General features: G+C 67.7%; 19 protein-coding genes. 8 read left to right on the forward strand and 11 right to left on the reverse strand.

The window, feature by feature from the left end:
• Window positions 1-219: 219 nt before the first annotated feature.
• On the reverse strand, window positions 220-768 hold the full coding sequence (locus OG558_RS13470; RefSeq protein WP_405070543.1) for a TetR/AcrR family transcriptional regulator: 549 nt from the start codon (window positions 766-768) through the stop codon (window positions 220-222).
• Between the two features lie 143 nt (window positions 769-911).
• Between OG558_RS13470 and OG558_RS13475 the strand changes: the two genes are divergently transcribed.
• A complete protein-coding gene (locus OG558_RS13475; protein WP_405070544.1) occupies window positions 912-1,736 on the forward strand; it encodes a DUF6544 family protein in 825 nt (274 codons plus the stop codon).
• A gap of 225 nt (window positions 1,737-1,961) precedes the next feature.
• Entirely contained in the window at window positions 1,962-2,750 is a 789-nt protein-coding gene (locus OG558_RS13480) for a nitroreductase/quinone reductase family protein (protein ID WP_405072157.1), read from the forward strand.
• 242 nt (window positions 2,751-2,992) lie between these two features.
• Here OG558_RS13480 and OG558_RS13485 read toward each other — a convergent pair whose 3' ends face one another.
• The 4 genes from OG558_RS13485 to OG558_RS13500 are packed head-to-tail and all read right to left on the reverse strand — an operon-like array spanning window position 2,993 to window position 7,946.
• Window positions 2,993-4,129 carry a nucleotidyltransferase domain-containing protein gene (locus OG558_RS13485; protein ID WP_405070545.1) on the reverse strand — a complete coding sequence of 379 codons (1,137 nt, stop codon included), beginning with the start codon at window positions 4,127-4,129 and terminating at the stop codon, window positions 2,993-2,995.
• Window positions 4,129-4,878, reverse strand: a complete 750-nt coding sequence (locus tag OG558_RS13490) for a RibD family protein (protein WP_405070546.1) — start codon at window positions 4,876-4,878, stop codon at window positions 4,129-4,131. The genes OG558_RS13485 and OG558_RS13490 overlap by 1 nt, the downstream gene beginning before the upstream one ends.
• A 30-nt stretch (window positions 4,879-4,908) precedes the next feature.
• The gene (locus tag OG558_RS13495) at window positions 4,909-7,242 is read right to left on the reverse strand and encodes an FtsX-like permease family protein (RefSeq protein ID WP_405070547.1); all 2,334 of its coding nucleotides are present in this window, start codon (window positions 7,240-7,242) and stop codon (window positions 4,909-4,911) included.
• Window positions 7,239-7,946: an ABC transporter ATP-binding protein gene (locus OG558_RS13500; RefSeq protein WP_405070548.1), complete on the reverse strand. Its 708-nt coding sequence runs from the start codon at window positions 7,944-7,946 to the stop codon at window positions 7,239-7,241. Before OG558_RS13500 ends, OG558_RS13495 begins: the two co-directional genes overlap by 4 nt.
• A gap of 138 nt (window positions 7,947-8,084) precedes the next feature.
• On the opposite strand from OG558_RS13500, the gene OG558_RS13505 reads away from it, so the two are divergent.
• From OG558_RS13505 to OG558_RS13515, 3 genes are all read left to right on the forward strand, one after another.
• Complete coding sequence (locus OG558_RS13505) at window positions 8,085-8,882, forward strand: sensor histidine kinase (protein ID WP_405070549.1); 798 nt, start codon at window positions 8,085-8,087, stop codon at window positions 8,880-8,882.
• Window positions 8,879-9,553 (forward strand): response regulator, encoded by a 675-nt coding sequence (locus tag OG558_RS13510; RefSeq protein ID WP_405070550.1) that lies wholly within the window; start codon window positions 8,879-8,881, stop codon window positions 9,551-9,553. Before OG558_RS13505 ends, OG558_RS13510 begins: the two co-directional genes overlap by 4 nt.
• Window positions 9,554-9,632: 79 nt before the next feature.
• Entirely contained in the window at window positions 9,633-10,502 is an 870-nt protein-coding gene (locus OG558_RS13515; RefSeq protein WP_405070551.1) for a class I SAM-dependent methyltransferase, read from the forward strand.
• A 72-nt stretch (window positions 10,503-10,574) separates the two neighbouring features.
• Here OG558_RS13515 and OG558_RS13520 read toward each other — a convergent pair whose 3' ends face one another.
• Window positions 10,575-10,871, reverse strand: a complete 297-nt coding sequence (locus OG558_RS13520) for a MarR family transcriptional regulator (RefSeq protein ID WP_329483560.1) — start codon at window positions 10,869-10,871, stop codon at window positions 10,575-10,577.
• Window positions 10,872-10,996: 125 nt separating this feature from the next.
• On the opposite strand from OG558_RS13520, the gene OG558_RS13525 reads away from it, so the two are divergent.
• Window positions 10,997-11,314, forward strand: a complete 318-nt coding sequence (locus OG558_RS13525; RefSeq protein ID WP_329483561.1) for an antibiotic biosynthesis monooxygenase — start codon at window positions 10,997-10,999, stop codon at window positions 11,312-11,314.
• Between the two features lie 82 nt (window positions 11,315-11,396).
• Here the strand turns inward: OG558_RS13525 and OG558_RS13530 are convergent, their stop codons facing one another.
• From OG558_RS13530 to OG558_RS13540, 3 genes are all read right to left on the reverse strand, one after another.
• Window positions 11,397-11,927, reverse strand: a complete 531-nt coding sequence (locus tag OG558_RS13530) for a sigma factor-like helix-turn-helix DNA-binding protein (protein ID WP_405070552.1) — start codon at window positions 11,925-11,927, stop codon at window positions 11,397-11,399.
• A gap of 181 nt (window positions 11,928-12,108) precedes the next feature.
• Entirely contained in the window at window positions 12,109-12,291 is a 183-nt protein-coding gene (locus tag OG558_RS13535; RefSeq protein ID WP_405070553.1) for a hypothetical protein, read from the reverse strand.
• Window positions 12,288-13,463 (reverse strand): NAD(P)/FAD-dependent oxidoreductase, encoded by a 1,176-nt coding sequence (locus OG558_RS13540; protein ID WP_405070554.1) that lies wholly within the window; start codon window positions 13,461-13,463, stop codon window positions 12,288-12,290. Before OG558_RS13540 ends, OG558_RS13535 begins: the two co-directional genes overlap by 4 nt.
• 179 nt (window positions 13,464-13,642) lie before the next feature.
• On the opposite strand from OG558_RS13540, the gene OG558_RS13545 reads away from it, so the two are divergent.
• Window positions 13,643-14,269 (forward strand): RNA polymerase sigma factor, encoded by a 627-nt coding sequence (locus OG558_RS13545; protein WP_405070555.1) that lies wholly within the window; start codon window positions 13,643-13,645, stop codon window positions 14,267-14,269.
• Window positions 14,266-15,354, forward strand: coding sequence for a CU044_5270 family protein (locus tag OG558_RS13550; protein ID WP_405070556.1), 1,089 nt, complete (start codon window positions 14,266-14,268; stop codon window positions 15,352-15,354). The genes OG558_RS13545 and OG558_RS13550 overlap by 4 nt, the downstream gene beginning before the upstream one ends.
• 99 nt (window positions 15,355-15,453) lie before the next feature.
• Here OG558_RS13550 and OG558_RS13555 read toward each other — a convergent pair whose 3' ends face one another.
• Both OG558_RS13555 and OG558_RS13560 read right to left on the reverse strand, forming a co-directional pair.
• A complete protein-coding gene (locus tag OG558_RS13555; RefSeq protein WP_405070557.1) occupies window positions 15,454-15,795 on the reverse strand; it encodes a hypothetical protein in 342 nt (113 codons plus the stop codon).
• Between the two features lie 3 nt (window positions 15,796-15,798).
• On the reverse strand, window positions 15,799-17,085 hold the full coding sequence (locus tag OG558_RS13560; RefSeq protein WP_405070558.1) for a low temperature requirement protein A: 1,287 nt from the start codon (window positions 17,083-17,085) through the stop codon (window positions 15,799-15,801).
• Window positions 17,086-17,136 lie beyond the last annotated feature (51 nt).

Genomic DNA, 17,136 nt, shown 5'->3' on the forward strand with positions numbered 1-17,136 from the left:
GCTACATCAAGCACCTGGCAAACGACACTGGGTAGGCGGATCACTGCCGGTCTGCCACCCGACCCGCCGCGACCAGCGGGCCGAGTTGGTCGAGGGGACCGGGCTGAGCGCGCGCTATCACGACGCGTGGGCGGTCGGCGGTGAAGGCATCGGACTCACCTGGATGATCTGATCCCGGACATACCTGCTTCGTGCGGGATCTGTACGGCGCTCTGCGCGCTAGCTGAGGTGGACGCGTACGACGTGCTTCACCATCGGCGTCAGGTCCGTCGTACCGAGGAGTTCGAGGGCGTTCGTCGCGCGGAGGGTGGCGAGTCCGTGGACGTTGGTCCAGAGGGCGGTCGCGCGTGCTTGCGCGTCGGTCGGCCGGACCTGGGCGACCAGGTCGACGAAGGTCTGGAAGAGCGGCAGTGACGTCGCCCGGAGGTTGCCGCCGGCACCTGCCAGCAGGTCGTGCCGGAACAACAGCTCGAACATGCCTGGGCGTTCGGCGGCGAAGTCCAGATAGCGCAGCGCTGCCTCGATCAACAGCTCGTCAGCCTCCTTGTCGCCGTCCTGTGGCACGAGCCGGGAGGCGAGGTCGGCGAGGCCGGTGGCGGCGATCGCGGCGAGCAGGGAGTTGTGGGTGGGGAAGTACCGGCGGGGAGCGCCGTGGGAGACACCCGCGCGCCGGGTGATGGCGCGCAGAGTGAGGTTCGCGAGCCCCTCTTCCTCGAGCAGTTCGATCCCGGCCTGAACAAGGCGATCACGTAGCGGGGGGCTGGTCACCTGGACATTGTCTACGAAGTGGCGCAACTGAGGACGTTCGTCCCTACTGCCGCGACGTCCGCTGGTGAAGGGTGGAGAAGACCACCTGATTTCAGCACGCACAGGACCAGCCATGCCGCTCTCGCCTCGCCGCAGGAACCGTGATGACAACAACACATGACACGCCCGCGGGCTGGGGCCGGGACCGCCTGAGCCGTCGACTCGTCGAGGCGGTCCAAGCCGCCGGGCTGCCCGCCGGCACCGGTGACGAGGCACTGGTAACCGACGCCGACCTGGCCGGGATGCCGGAGGTCGTTCAGCGCTACCTGCGCTTCATGGGCGTGGTCGGCCGGCCACGGGAGTGGTCTTTCCGGGCCCGGTTCGTCGGGAAGTTCCGGCTGCGGCCACGGCTTGGCTGGATGCCCGCCGAAGCCTGGCAGTACAACTCCGGCATCGAGGTCGCCCGCATCTTCGTGATGCGGCTGCGTTTCGCCCGCGTCGTGCCGATGGTCGGCGCTGACACCTATCTGCACGGGCACGGTCGCATGCTCGGCAAACTGCTCGACAGGATCGTTGTCGCAGACGGCCAGGGAGATGAGTTCGACATCGGTGAGCTGACGACCTACCTCAACGATGCGATCTTGCTCGCGCCCTCGCTGCTGCTTGGCCCGGCGACGTCCTGGCAGCCGGTCGATGGGCACAGTTTCGACGTGGCCCTCACCGATGCCGGGCGTACCGTCCGCGCCAGGGTCTTCCTCGATGAACGGGGCGCGCCCTGCGACTTCAGCACCACCGACCGGTACGCCGACCTGGCCGGAGGACTGGTCCGCGCAGAGTGGCGCACTCCTGTGCAGGATTGGACCGTCATCGACGGACGGCCGGTGCCAGGCCGAGTCAGCGCCGTCTGGCAGTTGCCTCAAGGACCGCTGCGCTACCTCACCGGCCGAGTGACTCATCTGACCCACAATGTGCAGCCCACACCAGACTGATGGGTGCCCGGATCACGGGCTCTCCTCGGGTTTGGCCTGGTGGGTGGTTAGGATGCTCCGCGTGACTGCCGGGTCGGCCATGGGCCATGCACGAGTTGGGTGCCCGGGCGCGTTCTGAGCGCCGGGAGGGCCGTTCGGGGCCCGCCTTCGTTTCTCTCTGTCGGCAAGGTTTCCACCCCCAGCTCACGAGAGAAGCGACCACTGAACGATTTCACCGAACAGATCATCAAGGAGTTCCGGGCGAACGACGGCCAGGTCGGCGGCCCGTTCACCGACGCCAGATTGTTGCTGTTGACAACCACCGGCGCACGCTCAGGCCGGCCGCACACCACGCTCCTCGGGTACTACCCGGACGGTGAGCGGGTCCTCGTCGTCGGCTCGGCCGGCGGTGGCCCCAAGCACCCCGACTGGTACCACAACCTGATCGCCGATCCGGCGGTCACCGTGGAGACCGGCCTCTTCACCTACCCAGCCACCGCGGTCGTACTGCGGGACGCCGAGCGCGACGAGGTCTTCGCGCGACTCGTCGAGGCGGACTCGGGTTGGGGTGACTACCAGACCCGCACCACCCGGACCATCCCGGTCGTCGCCCTCGTCCCGCAGCCAGGCCCGCCCACCGGCGATCGTGGCTCGTTCGCCGATGCCCTCAAGCTCATCCACACCGCGTTCCGCCGGGAACTCACCTTGATCCGCGAGGAAGTCGCGACATCCGGCACCGCGGGCCTGGGCGCGCAGCTCCGCGTCAACTGCCTCACGGTGTGCCAAGGCTTGCACTATCACCACACCGGCGAATCCGGCGGCCTCTTCCCGGCCACGCTCGAACAACACCCCGAGCTATCGGACGAGATCGCCGTACTCCAGTCCGAACACGACCAGATCGCCATACACCTGGCCGAACTGGAGAAGCTGGTCATAGGACCCGAGCCGGATCTCCTGCCCGAGGTCGACCGCATCGTCGCCCTCCTCAACGCCCACCTGGATCGTGAGGAGGCCGCGCTGCTGCCCTTGCTCTGAGCTCTTGTGCCGGCGTCGGCCGGCGGGGTAGGAGGTCCTCATGTACGACGAGGCCGTCGCGGCCGGCCGGGTTGCGCTCGCCTGGTCGGTCGGCGCTGGCCCGCCCTCCGTGCCGACCTGATCAACCTCTTCACCCGCACCACACGTCAAGCTCCAGCCAGGTCGTCGTACCCGCCGAATACTTAGTGATCCGCGGCCGGGCGGCGGGCCAGTAGCCCGAACAAGTTGGGGAGCCGGCCGGATCACGCGGCCGCGGTGGTGCCGTCCTGGGGTCGCCAGAAGGGTTCGGCGTACTCCTCGAGGACTTGCAGGTGCAGGCCGGCCGTGGTGATCGCGGTGACGATCTGGCCGAGGTTCCATTGCCATTCGCGGGCGCCGTTGCCGGGGAAGGTGTCGTTGACGTGTGACTCGGCGAAGTAGCTGCGGTCCGGCCGGATCCGCGGCTCGTCCTCGTCCCACGTCCACAGCGGGACGGCGGGGTGAGCCTCGTACACGAAGAGGTGTCCACCTGGCCGCAGTACCCGTGCCACATCCCGAGCCCACGCGGCGATGTCACGCATCCAGATCAACGCGCCTTTACCCGTGTACACGAGATCTGCGCACCCGTCTCGCACGGGTACGCCGGGCACCTCGGCGACGGCGTACCGGCAACTCACCCCCAGCTCGACAGCCCGCCGTTGAGCCGCACCGACAGCCACCGAGCTGTAGTCCACCCCCACCACGAGCCGGGCCCCCGCCTTCACCAGCCCAACGTCATCCAGTCCATGCCCACTCTGAAAATGCACCACGACCGGCCCTGTCGCGAGCACCGGCCCAAGCAACTCCACCTCCCGCCGCTCCAGCAGCCCATCCCCCCGCGCCTCCGCCAGCAACTCGTCGTACTCCCGAACGTGCTTCTCCGAGGCCCGCTCCCACACCACCTGATTGAGTAACGCGAGGTCGTGGTGATCTTGCGGGCGTAGGTCGTAGCCCTGGTGGGTGTGGAACTGCGCACTCAACGGCAGGCAGCGCACCTCGCGACCGGCGATCCGCCCGATCTCCGGCGGTGGGATGTGGAAGGTGTTGCCGTCGAAGTCGGTCTGCTCGGTGCCGCCGCCGGGCATCGGCGTACTGGGATGTAGGTCTACTCGGTGCCCTTCCGCGTGCGTGAGCTGCACAGTCACTTCGACGAACCGGGCGTCTGTCACCGCGTAGCCGGTCGCTCCCAGCACCTCTATCGCCGTGTCGAGGTGGGGTCGAACCACTCCCAGGTCCAGGTCGCCGTGTTCTCGCGTCTGCCGGCCGGCCAGGGCGTCGACCCCCCAGCCGCCGTCGACCCAGACATCAATGCCCCGAGCGTCCAGCAGGTCCAGGAGCTCGAGTACCTGCTCCGCGGGCATCACCGGATGACCTCGTAGCGGAGGGACAGGACGCCGTCGGGGGTGGTGTTGGTGGAGAGGAGGTGCAGGGCGGTGGGGAGGGTGTCGGGGAGGAGTTCGGAGCCGTCGAAGATGGATGGGACCGACGCGCCGCCGATGGCGGTGGGGAGGAGGACGAGGTGGAGTTCGTCGATCAGGTCGGCTCGGAGGAGGGCGCCGTTCAGGCCGCCGCCGGCTTCGGAGATGACGCAGGTGACGCCGAGGACGTCGCGCATCCTCTGCAGTGCAAGGGAAAGGTCGACTCGGTCTTCGCCTGCGACCAGGTACGGGATGGTCTCCCGGCGTAGATAGGAAAGGTGCGACGCGGGTGTCGTGCGGGCGACGAGCAGAAGGAGATCGGTCCCGTCGCCGCCCTTCATGTCCCAGTGCACACGGCCTCGGCTGTCGACGATTGTGAACCACTTCCTGTGGTTCGGCGGCACTGCGGGCAGGTAGTCCTCGTACAACTCGACGTGATCCGCCGGCGGAAGGTCGAGCGGGCCGGCGTCCGGGGTGACGAAGGTGCCGCTGCCCTCGAGGATCGCCGTCGGCGCGTACAGCTCCTCCAAGAGCGCCGTACGCGCGGCCGAGGCGGCATCCGCGCCCGTGGGCCAGATCGATCGCCAGATCGACCCGGCCTCTTCGGACAGCAGCAGCCGATCCCGCCCGAGCGTCACCCGGCCATCCACCGACGCCGTCACCGACACCACCACTCGCGCCCGATCAGTCATGCCGGTCTTCCTATCAGCGGGAACCGACAGTCACTCGTTGTGGAGAACCTCGGCGATGGTGGTGTGAGCGGCGGAGCGGGCCGGGATGTAGGCGCCGGCGGCGGAGATGAGGATGCCGGCGAGGACCAGCAGGGCCAGGAGCGACAGCGGGTAGACGTCGAGCATGAAGGCGGGCATTGCCACCTGGGCGCCGTTCGCCATCGCGGGGACGACCAAGCGGTGCGCGAGGATCCCCAAGGGGATGCCCAGCAGGCCGCCGATCGCGCCCAGAGCAGTCATCGACGTCACAACCATCAGCGTGACCTGGCTGGGCGTCATGCCGATCGACTTGAGCATCCCGAGATCGCGGCGGCGTTCGCGGGTGTTGAGGACGACGGTGTTGAAGACGCCGAGCGCAGCCACGGTCCCCAGCATCAGAGTCAGCAGTACGACGGTTGCCAGCACGATCGCGACGAAGCTGCCCGCGTCCTGACCGGAGGTCTCTTGCAGTCCGGAGTCGCCCGCCTGCACGGCCTTGACGTAGGCGTCCAGATCCGTGCCCGGCTTGAGGTTGATCTCGTAGAGCGAGGCGCGCATGGTCGGGGCCACTAGCGCCAAGGTCTGCCAGTTCGACAACACCTCGTCACCCGAGTTGTAGAGCGCCTTACCGACGATCCGCACCTGGACGCTCTTCCCCTGTGCCTGCAACGTGACTGTGTCCCCAACCGCCAACCCACGCTGGCGAAGGAACCGCTCCGACACCACCACCTGCCCCGGACCGTCGAACCACCGCCCGTCGAGGATCCGATAGCCGAGCGTCTCGAAGTCCCCGCGGTAGAACGACACCCGCAGATCCGTATTCGTCCCGGCCAGCCGCATATCCAGCTCCCGGCTCGCCGTCACCGACGACGCACCCGGAGTGGACCGCAGCAACGCCTCGTCAGCCGCGTCACTCAGCTTGGCGCCCGGTGGGGCCTCCTCACCTGGAGGTGGTGCCCCGCCGTCCGGGACACCTCCGAACATCGCCAGGTCAACCGCACCGACCCGACTCGCGGCGGTCTGGTAGGTCGTCAAGGATTTCCCGAGCCCGACCGCCAGCGTCACGCTCGTGACACCCAGTACGACGGCCGCGAGCGTCAGCGCCGTACGCGCCGGCCTGGCGAACGGAAGCCCAAGACCTAGGCTCACCGCCCGCGGCAACCGAGTACCACTCAGCCACCGCTGCGCCCGCAACCCACGCCCGGCCCGTGGTGCACTGCCCGCACTGATCGCCTCAGCCGCCGACAGACTCCGCGCTCGCAATGCAGGCACCAGAGCGGACAGCGCGACCAGCGCAGGTACGCCGAGCATCGCAGCCACGTCCACCCAGACCGGTACGCCGATGCCGCCCGCGCCATAGTTCTCGAAAGCCCTTGTCAGCAAGGACTCCGCGAGCACATTGCCCAGCACAGTGCCGATAGCGCAGCCGACGATCGCCGGAATGGACACCATGGCCAGATAGACCGTCATCACCTGCGTAGGTGTGAACCCCAGCGCCTTGAGTACGCCGATGTGCTTGAAGCCGGCGACCACAGCACCACTGACCACGTTGGCCACGATCAGCACGGCGACGGCCAGCCCGAGCCAGCCGAACACCATCAAGAACGGCACAAACGTGTTCGGTTCGCCCGTGGCGAGTGCTCGCAGCGCAAGGTACGACTGAGTGCCCACCAGCGCACCGGAAGGCAGACCGGCGGTCACTGCGGACTGACCAGCAGACACCTGTGCGTTGGTCGCGGCCTGGGCGAAGCGGTAGAGCATCTGCGTAGACGTCGGCTTCAACGAAGTCATCTGGGCCGGCGTGACCCACGCATCGGCCGATCCGCTGACGCTGTAGGCGAATCCGACCATGGTCAGCCGCTGACCGCCGGCCACGGTCACTGTGGAACCCACCGTCGGCGCACCACGGCCAGTGGAGTCGGTCGGGTTCCGGTTCAGCACGATCTCGCCCGGCTTGTCCGCCCAGCGCCCCTTCCACACGTTCAGGCGGTCGACCGGGCCGCCGGGATCTGCCCGTCCCACCGCCACCAGGGAGAGCGGGATCCCCATGATCCGCGTCGAACTCAGGTCGAGCGTGGCCTGCTCGAACGGTCCGGCTACAGCCGCGGCACTCTGCGCCGCGCTGGTGAGCTGGGCGTCGCTGACCTTGCTTCTGTCGTACGACGCCACCAGGTGTGCACCACTTTGCTTCGTGTACGCCTGGTCGAAGGGCCTGCTCGACGCGGCCAGCAATCCCAGCGCCACCACGATCATCGTGGTCGACAGCAAAACAACCACACCGATCACCATGGTCTGCATCCGGCGTCGCCGTACCGCTGCTCGCGACACCGGCCACACGGCGCTCACGACGTACGCTCCAGGCTGCGCTCGCCCGCGATCTGCCCGTCGACGAACTCGATCACCCGGCTGGCGCAGCGCGTCGCGAGTTGCTGGTCGTGCGTCACCAGCAGCAGGGTCTGGCCGATCTGGTTGAGGTCCAGCAGGAGGTCCATGACCTGTTCGCCCGCACGGGTGTCCAGGGCACCGGTCGGCTCGTCGGCCAGCAGTACGGCGGGGCGGTTCATCAGCGCCCGGGCGACGGCGACGCGTTGCCGTTCGCCGCCGCTCAGCTGGGCCGGGTAGATGTTCCGGCGGTCCGCGATGCCGAGTTCGTCGAAGAGTTCGAGGGCGCGCTTCCGGGCGGACGGGGCCGACGTACCGGTCAGCTGCGCGGCCAGTGCGACGTTGTCGAGGGCGGACAGGTCGTCGAGCAGGTTGAAGAACTGGAAGATCATGCCGATCCGCCGGCGTCGGTACAGCGCCAGGCCCTTCTCGTCCAGCGTGCCGAGGTCGTCGCCGTGCACCACGACGGAGCCCGAGGTCGGCCGGTCCAGCCCGGCCACCATGCTGAGCAGCGTGGACTTGCCGCTGCCGGACGGTCCCATGACGGCGACCGCCTCGCCGGCGCGGATCTCCAGCGACACCCCGTCCAGTGCGACGGAGTCGCCGTACTCCTTGCGTACGTCGGTCAGCCGCACGACCACCTGTCCGTTGCCTTCGTCATCCGTCATGCGTTCACGCTAGGACCGCCCGCACCCGTCTGACGTCAGCCTGCCGGCGTACTGTCCGCGCCTGCTCATCCTGGAGATGTACGGCGTGCCACCAGCGGATGATGCGGAATCCGGAACGCCCCTGGGACAGTGGTTCTCGTGACCACGATCTGGCTGCTCGTCGCCGCGGTGGCCTGCCTGGCCGCAGCGGCGCTCGCTGTGGCCCTTCTCCGGGCGCGGCGGGCGCACACCCGCGCCTTGGAGGAACGCGGGTGGTTGCTCGAGCGCGAACGGGAGAGTGCCGCGCAGACCGCGGTCGACGCGGAGCGGGCCCGGATCGCTCACGACCTGCACGACATCGTCAGCCACAACGTCAGCGTGATGGTGATCCAGGCCGGTGCAGCGCGGCATGTGCTGGAGACCCAGCCCGATCAAGCCGAGGCGGCATTGCTCGCGGTCGAAGCGGCCGGCCGCGACACCATGGCCGAACTGCGGCATCTGCTCGGCCTGCTCGCACCGTCGGCCAGTGGTGAGGAGGACGAGCGACTGGCCCCACAGCCGAGTCTGAGCCGGCTCAGTCCGTTGATCGACCGGATCGCATTCGCCGGGTTGCCGGTGGAGGTGCGCATCTCGGGGGACCCTCGACCACTTCCGGCCGGGGTAGACGTCACGGCGTACCGGATCATCCAGGAGGCGCTGACCAATGCGCTCAAGCATGGCGACGGGGTGAAGGCCGAGGTGACGGTGCGGTACGCCGACCACGCGTTGCGGGTCGAGATCCTCAACACCGGGCCGAGCGTGCTGACCGGAGGCCGCGCACCGTCAGGTGGTGGCGAGGGGCACGGACTGCTGGGGTTGCGGCAGCGGGTGGCCGTCTACGGCGGCGATCTCGATGCGCGGCGTCGATTGGGTGGCGGGTTCCGCGTCCGCGCGAAGATCCCGCTGGAGCGCCTGTGACGAGCGCCCTTCGAGTGGTGATCGCCGATGACCAGGCCCTGGTGCGGACCGGGTTCCGGATGATCCTGAACGCGCGTGGCATCGAGGTCGTCGGTGAGGCCGGCGACGGTGCCGAGGCCGTCGATGCGGTCCGCCGGCTGCGGCCGGACGTCGTACTGATGGACATCCGGATGCCGACGATGGACGGTCTCGAGGCGACCCGCCGCATCCTGGCCGAGCCCACCGACTGCCGCGTCCTGATCCTCACCACGTTCGACCTGGATCGCTATGTGTACGCCGCTTTGGCCGCCGGAGCCAGCGGGTTCCTGCTGAAGGACGTCACCCCTGAGCACCTCGCCGCAGCCGTCCGGCTGGTCACCACCGGCGACGCGCTGCTGGCTCCGTCGATCACGCGGCGGCTGGTGGAGCGGTTCGCGATCCCGGCCCCGGCCCAGCCCGCGATCCACCGCGACCTCGCCGCGCTGACGCCGCGGGAGGTCGAGGTCCTCACGTTGATGGGCCACGGATTGTCCAACTCCGAGCTCGCCACCGAACTGACGCTGAGCGAGGCGACCGTGAAGACCCACGTCGCCCGGATCTTCGCGAAGCTCGGCCTCCGCGACCGCGCCCAGGCCGTGGTCCTCGCCTACGAAACCGGCCTCGTCCGCCCCGGCGACCGCACTCAGCCGTGATCCGTTGCTGATTGACTGCCGAATCAACTAGATTCGTCAAACCTCGCCCGCCCGGGGCGGACCTAGGGGGAGCCTGTTCATGGCGACTTGCATTCTGTGTGCTGAGACCGGCGCCTTCCGCCCGCGCGGCGAGAAGGACGGCTACGGCATCGAGGAGTGCCCGTCGTGCGGCCTGGTGCAGCTGGTGCCGACGCCGACCGCGGACGTGCTGCGCGCCCTGTACGAGGGGGACTCGTACTTCGAGGGCGGCGCCGGGACCGGGTACTCGGAGTACGAGGACCAGGAGCAGGAGTACCTGGCGACGTTCCGCGAGGACGTGCGCCGGATCCGTGAGTTCGTCCCCAGCGGCCGGATCCTCGAGGTCGGCTGCGGGTACGGCTACTTCCTGCAGTGTGCGCTCGATGCCGGTTTTGACGCCTACGGCATCGATCTCTCCCCGGCGGCCGTCAAGTGGGCCGCGACGCGCCACCCCGGCCGCGTGTTCTGCGGTCTGCTCGAGGAGGTGCCCGAGATCCAGGACCAGAAGTACGACGTGATCTTCGGGTCGCACCTCATCGAGCACTTGACCGAGCCGTCCGAGTTCCTCCGCGAGGCCGGCCGCCTGCTCCGGCCCGGTGGCCTGGTGGTCATGGTCACCCCGAACATCAAGAGCCTGCTGGCCCGCGCCTCCGGATCGCGCTGGGTGTCGTTCAAGATCCCCGAGCACGTCAGCTACTACGACCCGGCAACTATCACCACACTGCTGAACCGCAGCGGCTACACGGTCCGCGCCGTCGACAGCGCTTATCAGTACTACGCCCTGCCGTTCGTCAGCCGCCGTGTCCGGGAGCTGCTCCACCCGGTCTCGCGGCTCGTCCCGCCGGTGGAACGCCTCCGTTTCCTTCGCGACCGCAAGATCCGCGTCACCAGTGGCTCCATGCGTGTCCTGGCCGCCTACAACGGCGAGTGATGTGACCCGGCCGTGATCTCCCGCGTCGCCACCGCCTCGACCCGCGCCAGCCGCTGAAGCGCCGAGCCGTGCTCAGGCGTGGTCGCGAGTTTCGAGGTCGGTGCGGGCGAGGAGGGTCACTAGTTGGCCGACCGTTCGCTGTCGCAGCAGAGCCCCCGGCAGGGGTTTGTCGACCTGGACTGCGTAGCGATTGCGGCGGCCGTTCTTGTCCTTGACCACGTAACCGGCCTCCACCAGATCGGTCACGATGCCGAAGGCCGCGCGCTCCGTGATGCCGAGCGTGGTGGCGATCTCCCGCAGCCGCACGCCCGGGTCGTCGGCAATGCACAGCAGTGCCTGCGCGTGGTTCGTCAGGAAGCCCCAAGCCATGACACAGAGTATACCGGAATCTTAATCCAGGAATTCTATTGCTAGTATTGAAATACCAGCGTAGGTTCGGTGGTGGAACTGGTTTGTGGGTCTACGCAAGCCGCTCCACGATAGGAAGGCACACCATGCGCTGTACGCGCGTAGCTCTCTACGACATCAAGACCGGCACGTTCGACGAGGTAGTCACCCAGGCGAAGGCCGAGATGGTTCCCTTGTTCAAGGGCAGCGACGGCTTCGTGTCCTACGGGGTGGCTCAGGTCGACAAGAACGCCTTCGTCTCGATCAGCACCTGGGAGACCAGGGCGCAGGCCGACACCGCCGCAACCAAGGCCGCGGACTGGGTCAAGGCCAACAGCGCGGACCGCTTCACGCTGCGCATCAACTACGTCGGCGATCTGGCCATCGACACCGGCCACCGCGAGCCGGCGCCGATCGCGCACTAGCTCGTCGGTTCGACGACTCACGAGACCGGTCCGGCCGCTGATGCGGCCGGACCGGTTCTCTGCCAGGGCTCCGGGCTCATTCTCAGCGGCTGATCTGACGCGGGACCGTCATCGTGACGAGCTTGTCCGGGTTGCGGATGACGTACAGGTTGGTGATCTTCTCGCCGGTGATCTCGATCAGCAGGACGCCTTCGGGGTGGTCGCCGAGGTTGGCGACCATCGCGGGCGCGTTGTTGTAGTTGGCCATCTGGAGCCGCAGGCCGGGCCTCTCCCGACCGGTGCGGAAGAGATCCATCAGGACGGCGGCCACCTTCCGCGCGCCCACCACCGGCCGGCGCGACGCAGTGACCTTGCCGCCGCTGTCGGCGGTCCAGACGACGTCCGGCGCGAGCAGGTCGAGCAGCCCCGCCAGGTCACCGGTCGCCGTCGCGGTCATGAACTGCTCGGTGATCCGCGCGGTCTTCGCGGTGTCGACGGGCTGGAATCGCCTGCGTCGCGCCTGCACGTGTTCGCGCGCGCGGTGCGCGACCTGGTGGACCGCCGCGACGGATTTGCCCACCGCGGCGGCGACTTCGTCGTACCCGAAGCCGAACACCTCGCGAAGCACGAACACCGCACGCTCGTCGGGGGTGAGTGTTCGAGCAGTACGAGCATGGCCATCGACACCGACTCGGCGAGCACCACGTCGGCCGACGGGTCGTTCTCGTCGAGCAGCAGCGGTTCGGGCAGCCAGGGGCCGACGTAGTCCTCGCGCCGGCGTGTGCTCGCCCGCAACGTGTTGAGCGTCTGACGGGTCACCAGCCGCGCAAGGTACGACCTGGTGTCCCGCACCGTCGCGAGGTCCACCTCGGCCACCGCAGATAGCTGTCCTGCAGTACGTCGTCGGATTCGGTGGCGGAGCCGAGGATCTCGTAGACGATCGTGAACAGCAGTGGCCGCAACAGAGTGAACCGCTCGGCATGTTCATCGGTGGTCATGGGGACGTGACCACCTGCGGCCGCTCCAGCTGCCGACCGCCCTTGATCCAGGCCCAGGAACCTGGCTCGCGGGCCTCGCGACGGATCCTCGACACCGCGAGCTTGCAGGTCTTCTCCTTGATCGCGGCGCCCAGTCGACCACCGATGTAGATGTTCACGACGGTGTCGTCCTTGCGGGCGAGCTGCCGCATGGCGGCGTGCCGGCCGAGGCTGACGCACGACCCGGTGAGTGCCTGGTTGATCGCAGCCGGTTCGGTCCCCGCGATGTGGCTCAGCACAGTGTTGGCGGCCTGCGCCCCCAGCGGTCCGGCGGCCTGGCAGCTCATTCGCAGCGGTTGACCCGACGGTGCCGCGGCATCTCCGGCGGCGATCACCCGGTCGTCGTCAACACTGGTCAACGTCTCGTCGGTGAGCAGCCGGCCGAGCGAGTCAGTACGCAGCCCGCTCGCGGCGGCCAACTCCGGTACGCCGAAACCGGTCGCCCAGATGGTCAGTGCGCTCGAATGCGTCGTACCGTCGGCAACGACGATCGCATCCCGCCGGACCTCGGTCACAGCGTCAGTTTCGCGCACGGTGACACCGTGCCGGGACAGCCACTTGGCGGCGTACCGGCGACCCGGAGAACTCCAGGACGGCACCAGGGTTCCGCCACACACCAGGGTGACCTTGCGTCCTTGCTCGGCCAGCTCGGCGGCCGTCTCGATGCCGGTCAGTCCACCGCCGACCACGGTGACCGGAGCGTCGACGGGCAACTCGTCCAGCCTGGCGCGCAGCCGCCGCGCAACCTCGAACTCGGCGATCGGGTAAGCGAATTCGGCCGCGCCAGGCACTGATGACGGGATCGCCGCGGTGCTGCCGAGCGCATAGATGACGTAGTCGTATTGCAGCGTTCGGCCCGACACCAGTTGCACCGCGCGGGCGGCGGTGTCGATCCGCAGGGCGCTGTCGACGACCAGGTGGATGCCCTCGCCGAGCAGTGTCCCGTAGTCGATCGTGGCGTCGTCGGTGCCGGCCACGAACTGGTGCAGCCGCACCCGTTCGACGAAGTCCGGTCGCGGGTTGACCAGGGTGATGTCGACTCCGTCGCGCTGCCGCAGATGGTTGGCCGCGAGCGTCCCGGCATACCCACCACCGATGACGACGACCTTGTGCTGTGTCTCGTGTTCACTCATGCCCTCAAGACACCGCCGACCCCCAACCCCTGACACGACGTGACGCACGTCACCCCTTGAACGAGAGGGAGTCGGTCGCGGTCCTGGCATGGTTTCTGGGTGGGCGGGAAGTGCTGTCGGCCGATCGGGCAGAAGCCATTGTGAACCGACCCCAAGCGGCATCGTTCGCCCTTGAACGCATGCCACCCGAACACCATCCGCCGCCGAGACCCGCCCTGGCCCCGGCGCCGAGCCCGACGACGGACCCGGATGCCCAACTCATCTCGTCCAGTCAGGATGCACCGCAGGACTTCGCCCTGCTGTTCGATCGGCATGCCGTCGCGATCCACCGCTACGTCGCCCGTCGACTCGGCAGCAGCGAGGCTGACGACCTGGTCGGTCAGACGTTCCTGATCGCCTTCGAACGCAGACACCGTTACCACGAGTCCTCGGCTGGCGCCCTGCCCTGGCTCTACGGGATCGCCACCAATCTGGTCCGCCGCCGACGGCGAGACGAGGTCCGCCAGTACCGTGCGTACTCGCGCTCCGATCCGGGTGGATCCCTCGAAGGCGCGGACATCCTCGCGGCGGAGGTTGCCTCCCGGGTCGACGCAGAATCCGCCTCTCGTGCGCTGGCCGGAGTACTGGCCGGCCTGCGGCAGAGTGAGCGGGACGTCTTGCTGCTCTACGCCTGGGAAGACCTCAGCTACCCCGAGATCGCCGACGCCCTGGACATCCCCGTCGGGACTGTCGCGTCCCGCCTGCACCGAGCCCGGCGAGCCCTGCGTGCGGCTCTCGGCCCCGACTTCCTGGAGAACCCATCATGAACGAGATCGACCTGCTCAAGCGGGTGCGCGACGACGTTCCCCCTCCCAATCCGGTCGCACTGGCCCGCGCCCGCCAGCATCTGGTGCCCCAGCCTCCTGTCCGCCGCCGCTCCACGGCCCGGCGCCGGGTGCTGGTTGCCGGTGCGTTGGCCGCGACGCTGGCCGCCGGCTTCCTGGTCAACGATGTGGTCACCCGTGACGGCGGTACGGCGACACCTGGCGCCATCGCTGACGCCAGCACCTTCCTGGCCACCGCCGCCGCACACACCAGCGCCAACCCCGACGCGCCGATCCCACCCGGTCACTATCGCCAGATCACCCAACGAACCCAGCGCACGTGGAACTTCGGGCCAGGCAACAAGTTCCATGGCACCAGCCTCAACGTGACCGACTGGTGGGTCACCCCTGACCAGAACCCGCCGTACACCGTCATTATGGTGCTCAACGCCAAGAAGACGTTCTCCAGTGAGGCGGCCAGAACGCTCTGGAACAAGACCGACCCCTTGAACATCAAGCCCGAGACCCTCAGGTCCCGCGATGCCTGCGGGGTGGGAATGGAGGGCGGATCCATCGCCCCCCGAGGGAGGGGGAACGTCTGCAGACCCAGCCTGTTCCACCCGTCCGGCGACTATCTCGCCCGGCTGCCACGGGATCCGTCCGCGCTCCTGGCGGCGCTGCGCGAGCAGAATCACATGCTTCGTTACCCGCACATGGATCCCAAGGTGGCAAACGCCAGGGTGTTCGACAGCATGGTCACCATCCTGGCCTCGGGGATCGCGCCGGCCGATCTTCGCGCTGCCCTGTACGAGGCAGCCCGTCAGATTCCCGGCATTCAACTCCAGGCCGATGCGGTGAACCTCAATGGTAAGAGCGGCCGCGCCATCAGCCTCGTGGAGCAGTTCGGCATCCGCAAGGAACTGATCATCGACTCCCGAACCGGCCAGTTCCTCGGGCTTCGCGAAGTCGCCACCATCACGGCACCACTCAACGGCGACGGTGACCCGATGCCCCTGAAACGCGGCGACATCGTCACCTGGACCTCCGTCAGCACCCGAATCACCCCAACCCGGCCCACGGTTCACTGACCAACGAGCCGACTCCGGGGCGGCTCCCAAACCAGAGAGCCGCCCCGGCTTTGTGTCATCCTCCCAGAGACCAAAGCCACGCTCGCGCGGGGACGATACTCATTTCGCCGCCTTTATCACCCTGGAGATAGCCCATCCCAGAGTGCTGATGACGGGAATGGCGACAGCAAGCGCGGCGATCGTGTTCGGCCGGAAGCGAACGCCGTCCGCGCCGCCGACGTACGCGCCCAGCGGAATCGCGACGCCACCGCCCCCTCCGCCGTCGCCGAGTTTCGGCGAGCCCTGGGTACCACCGAATCCGTAGCTGACGAACGCGACGGGGATGATATCGACCCCATCAATCGTCTGCTTGTCGCCGTAGGCAAGTGTGATTCCGCGATCGCCGACTCCTGCCGCCAGCTTGTCGGTGAGGTCGCCATGAGCTGCTTCTGCGTCTGCCACTGCTCAAGCCTTTCGTTCGGACGATGCTGGAGGTGCCAGGAGTCCGGCGAGCTGCATCTCGTGGGCGCGCCATCCGCCCAATTCGTAGGTCACGATCACTGTGACGGGACAGGCCAGGGTGAGAAGAAGGCACACCCACAGCGGCGACCCGACAGACGCAAGGACGATCGCGATGATCGGGAGAATCAGTACGGCCAAGTGAAGTAGGACGCTACGTGGAAGTGAGGAGATGAGCCACGCAAACAAGAGGTAGCGGGTGAGCATGAAGAGCAGCACGGGGCCGGCGATAGCGACTACTGCCGTCCGCACTTGGACGGGATGATCAGGATCATAGACGCCGCCGACGACATGGAGGCCTGCGCCTGTCGCCGCGACGGCAATGAACAGGGCAATGTGTCCGTACGCCCAGGGCACCACCTTCTTGCGGCGAGCGCGGAGGGCGAGTCCGTGCGGCACCAGGAAGTAGACCCACCACAGTGCGAAGGACATCGCGACGCCGGCAGCAATGACGACCACAGCATCGACCGTCCATCCGTGGAGCGCCGAGATCTGCGTCGCGGCGGACAGAGTCCCCAGGACCGTCTCACCGAGGGCGATGATCGTGAGGAGCGCATATCGCTCAGCCAAGTGATGGGGATTCCACGGCGTCACACCCCCGTTCGACCTGCCCCTTGCCTCGGCGACGACCGGACCCAGCGATTCGATGGTGAAGAGGACACCGATAACCACGAGTGAAGGAACCACCGTGAAATGACTCAGCGCGAGAAGTATCCACCCGAGCTGCGCGAGGCCTACAACCACACCATAGATGAAGGCCGGTCGCCGGTATTGTGGGTCATCGTGCGCGGCGCGTACCCACTGGAGCGCGACGGCCACCCGAATAACGACGTACCCGGCGACCACGAGTCCGATGTCGACATTTCCGGAGCTCTCGATCGACGCGAAGAGCGGCGGCAATCCGATGGCCAAGACCAGGACTCCGGCCATCTGGAGCATGGTGAGAACTCGAAAAAGCCAGTCGTCGTTGTCGAAGGCGGATGCAAACCAGGTGAAGTTCGTCCACGCCCACACTGTGGTCGTCATCGCAATGATGAAGCTCACTGTCGCAGCGGCGGGGTGGCCTCCGCTGACACCGTGGGCAAGCTCGCCGGCAGCGACGCCGAACGCTGCGACGAATGTGAGGTCGTAGAGCAACTCGAGTGGAGTCGCCGCCCGTCCACTTTCGCTGGCATCGCGCCCCACCATCGACCTGAGGCCGTGCCTGTACCGCCCGTTCGACAACAGACTCACGAGAACACTCTAAGTACGCCCGGCGCGGAGCAGAAGCTCAAGCTAAACGCC

It is taken from the genome of Kribbella sp. NBC_01510 (genome assembly GCF_045040325.1).
Taxonomy (GTDB): Bacteria; Actinomycetota; Actinomycetes; order Propionibacteriales; family Kribbellaceae; genus Kribbella.

What these genes read in the sequence shown, in the direction of transcription:
- OG558_RS13475 (WP_405070544.1), top strand. Translation starts at nt 912, where the DNA reads ATGACAACAACACATGACACGCCCGCGGGCTGGGGCCGGGACCGCCTG.
- OG558_RS13485 (WP_405070545.1), bottom strand. Translation starts at nt 4,129, where the DNA reads ATGCCCGCGGAGCAGGTACTCGAGCTCCTGGACCTGCTGGACGCTCGG.
- OG558_RS13490 (WP_405070546.1), bottom strand. Translation starts at nt 4,878, where the DNA reads ATGACTGATCGGGCGCGAGTGGTGGTGTCGGTGACGGCGTCGGTGGAT.
- OG558_RS13500 (WP_405070548.1), bottom strand. Translation starts at nt 7,946, where the DNA reads ATGACGGATGACGAAGGCAACGGACAGGTGGTCGTGCGGCTGACCGAC.
- OG558_RS13515 (WP_405070551.1), top strand. Translation starts at nt 9,633, where the DNA reads ATGGCGACTTGCATTCTGTGTGCTGAGACCGGCGCCTTCCGCCCGCGC.
- OG558_RS13520 (WP_329483560.1), bottom strand. Translation starts at nt 10,871, where the DNA reads ATGGCTTGGGGCTTCCTGACGAACCACGCGCAGGCACTGCTGTGCATT.
- OG558_RS13525 (WP_329483561.1), top strand. Translation starts at nt 10,997, where the DNA reads ATGCGCTGTACGCGCGTAGCTCTCTACGACATCAAGACCGGCACGTTC.
- OG558_RS13535 (WP_405070553.1), bottom strand. Translation starts at nt 12,291, where the DNA reads ATGACCACCGATGAACATGCCGAGCGGTTCACTCTGTTGCGGCCACTG.
- OG558_RS13540 (WP_405070554.1), bottom strand. Translation starts at nt 13,463, where the DNA reads ATGAGTGAACACGAGACACAGCACAAGGTCGTCGTCATCGGTGGTGGG.
- OG558_RS13545 (WP_405070555.1), top strand. Translation starts at nt 13,643, where the DNA reads ATGCCACCCGAACACCATCCGCCGCCGAGACCCGCCCTGGCCCCGGCG.
- OG558_RS13550 (WP_405070556.1), top strand. Translation starts at nt 14,266, where the DNA reads ATGAACGAGATCGACCTGCTCAAGCGGGTGCGCGACGACGTTCCCCCT.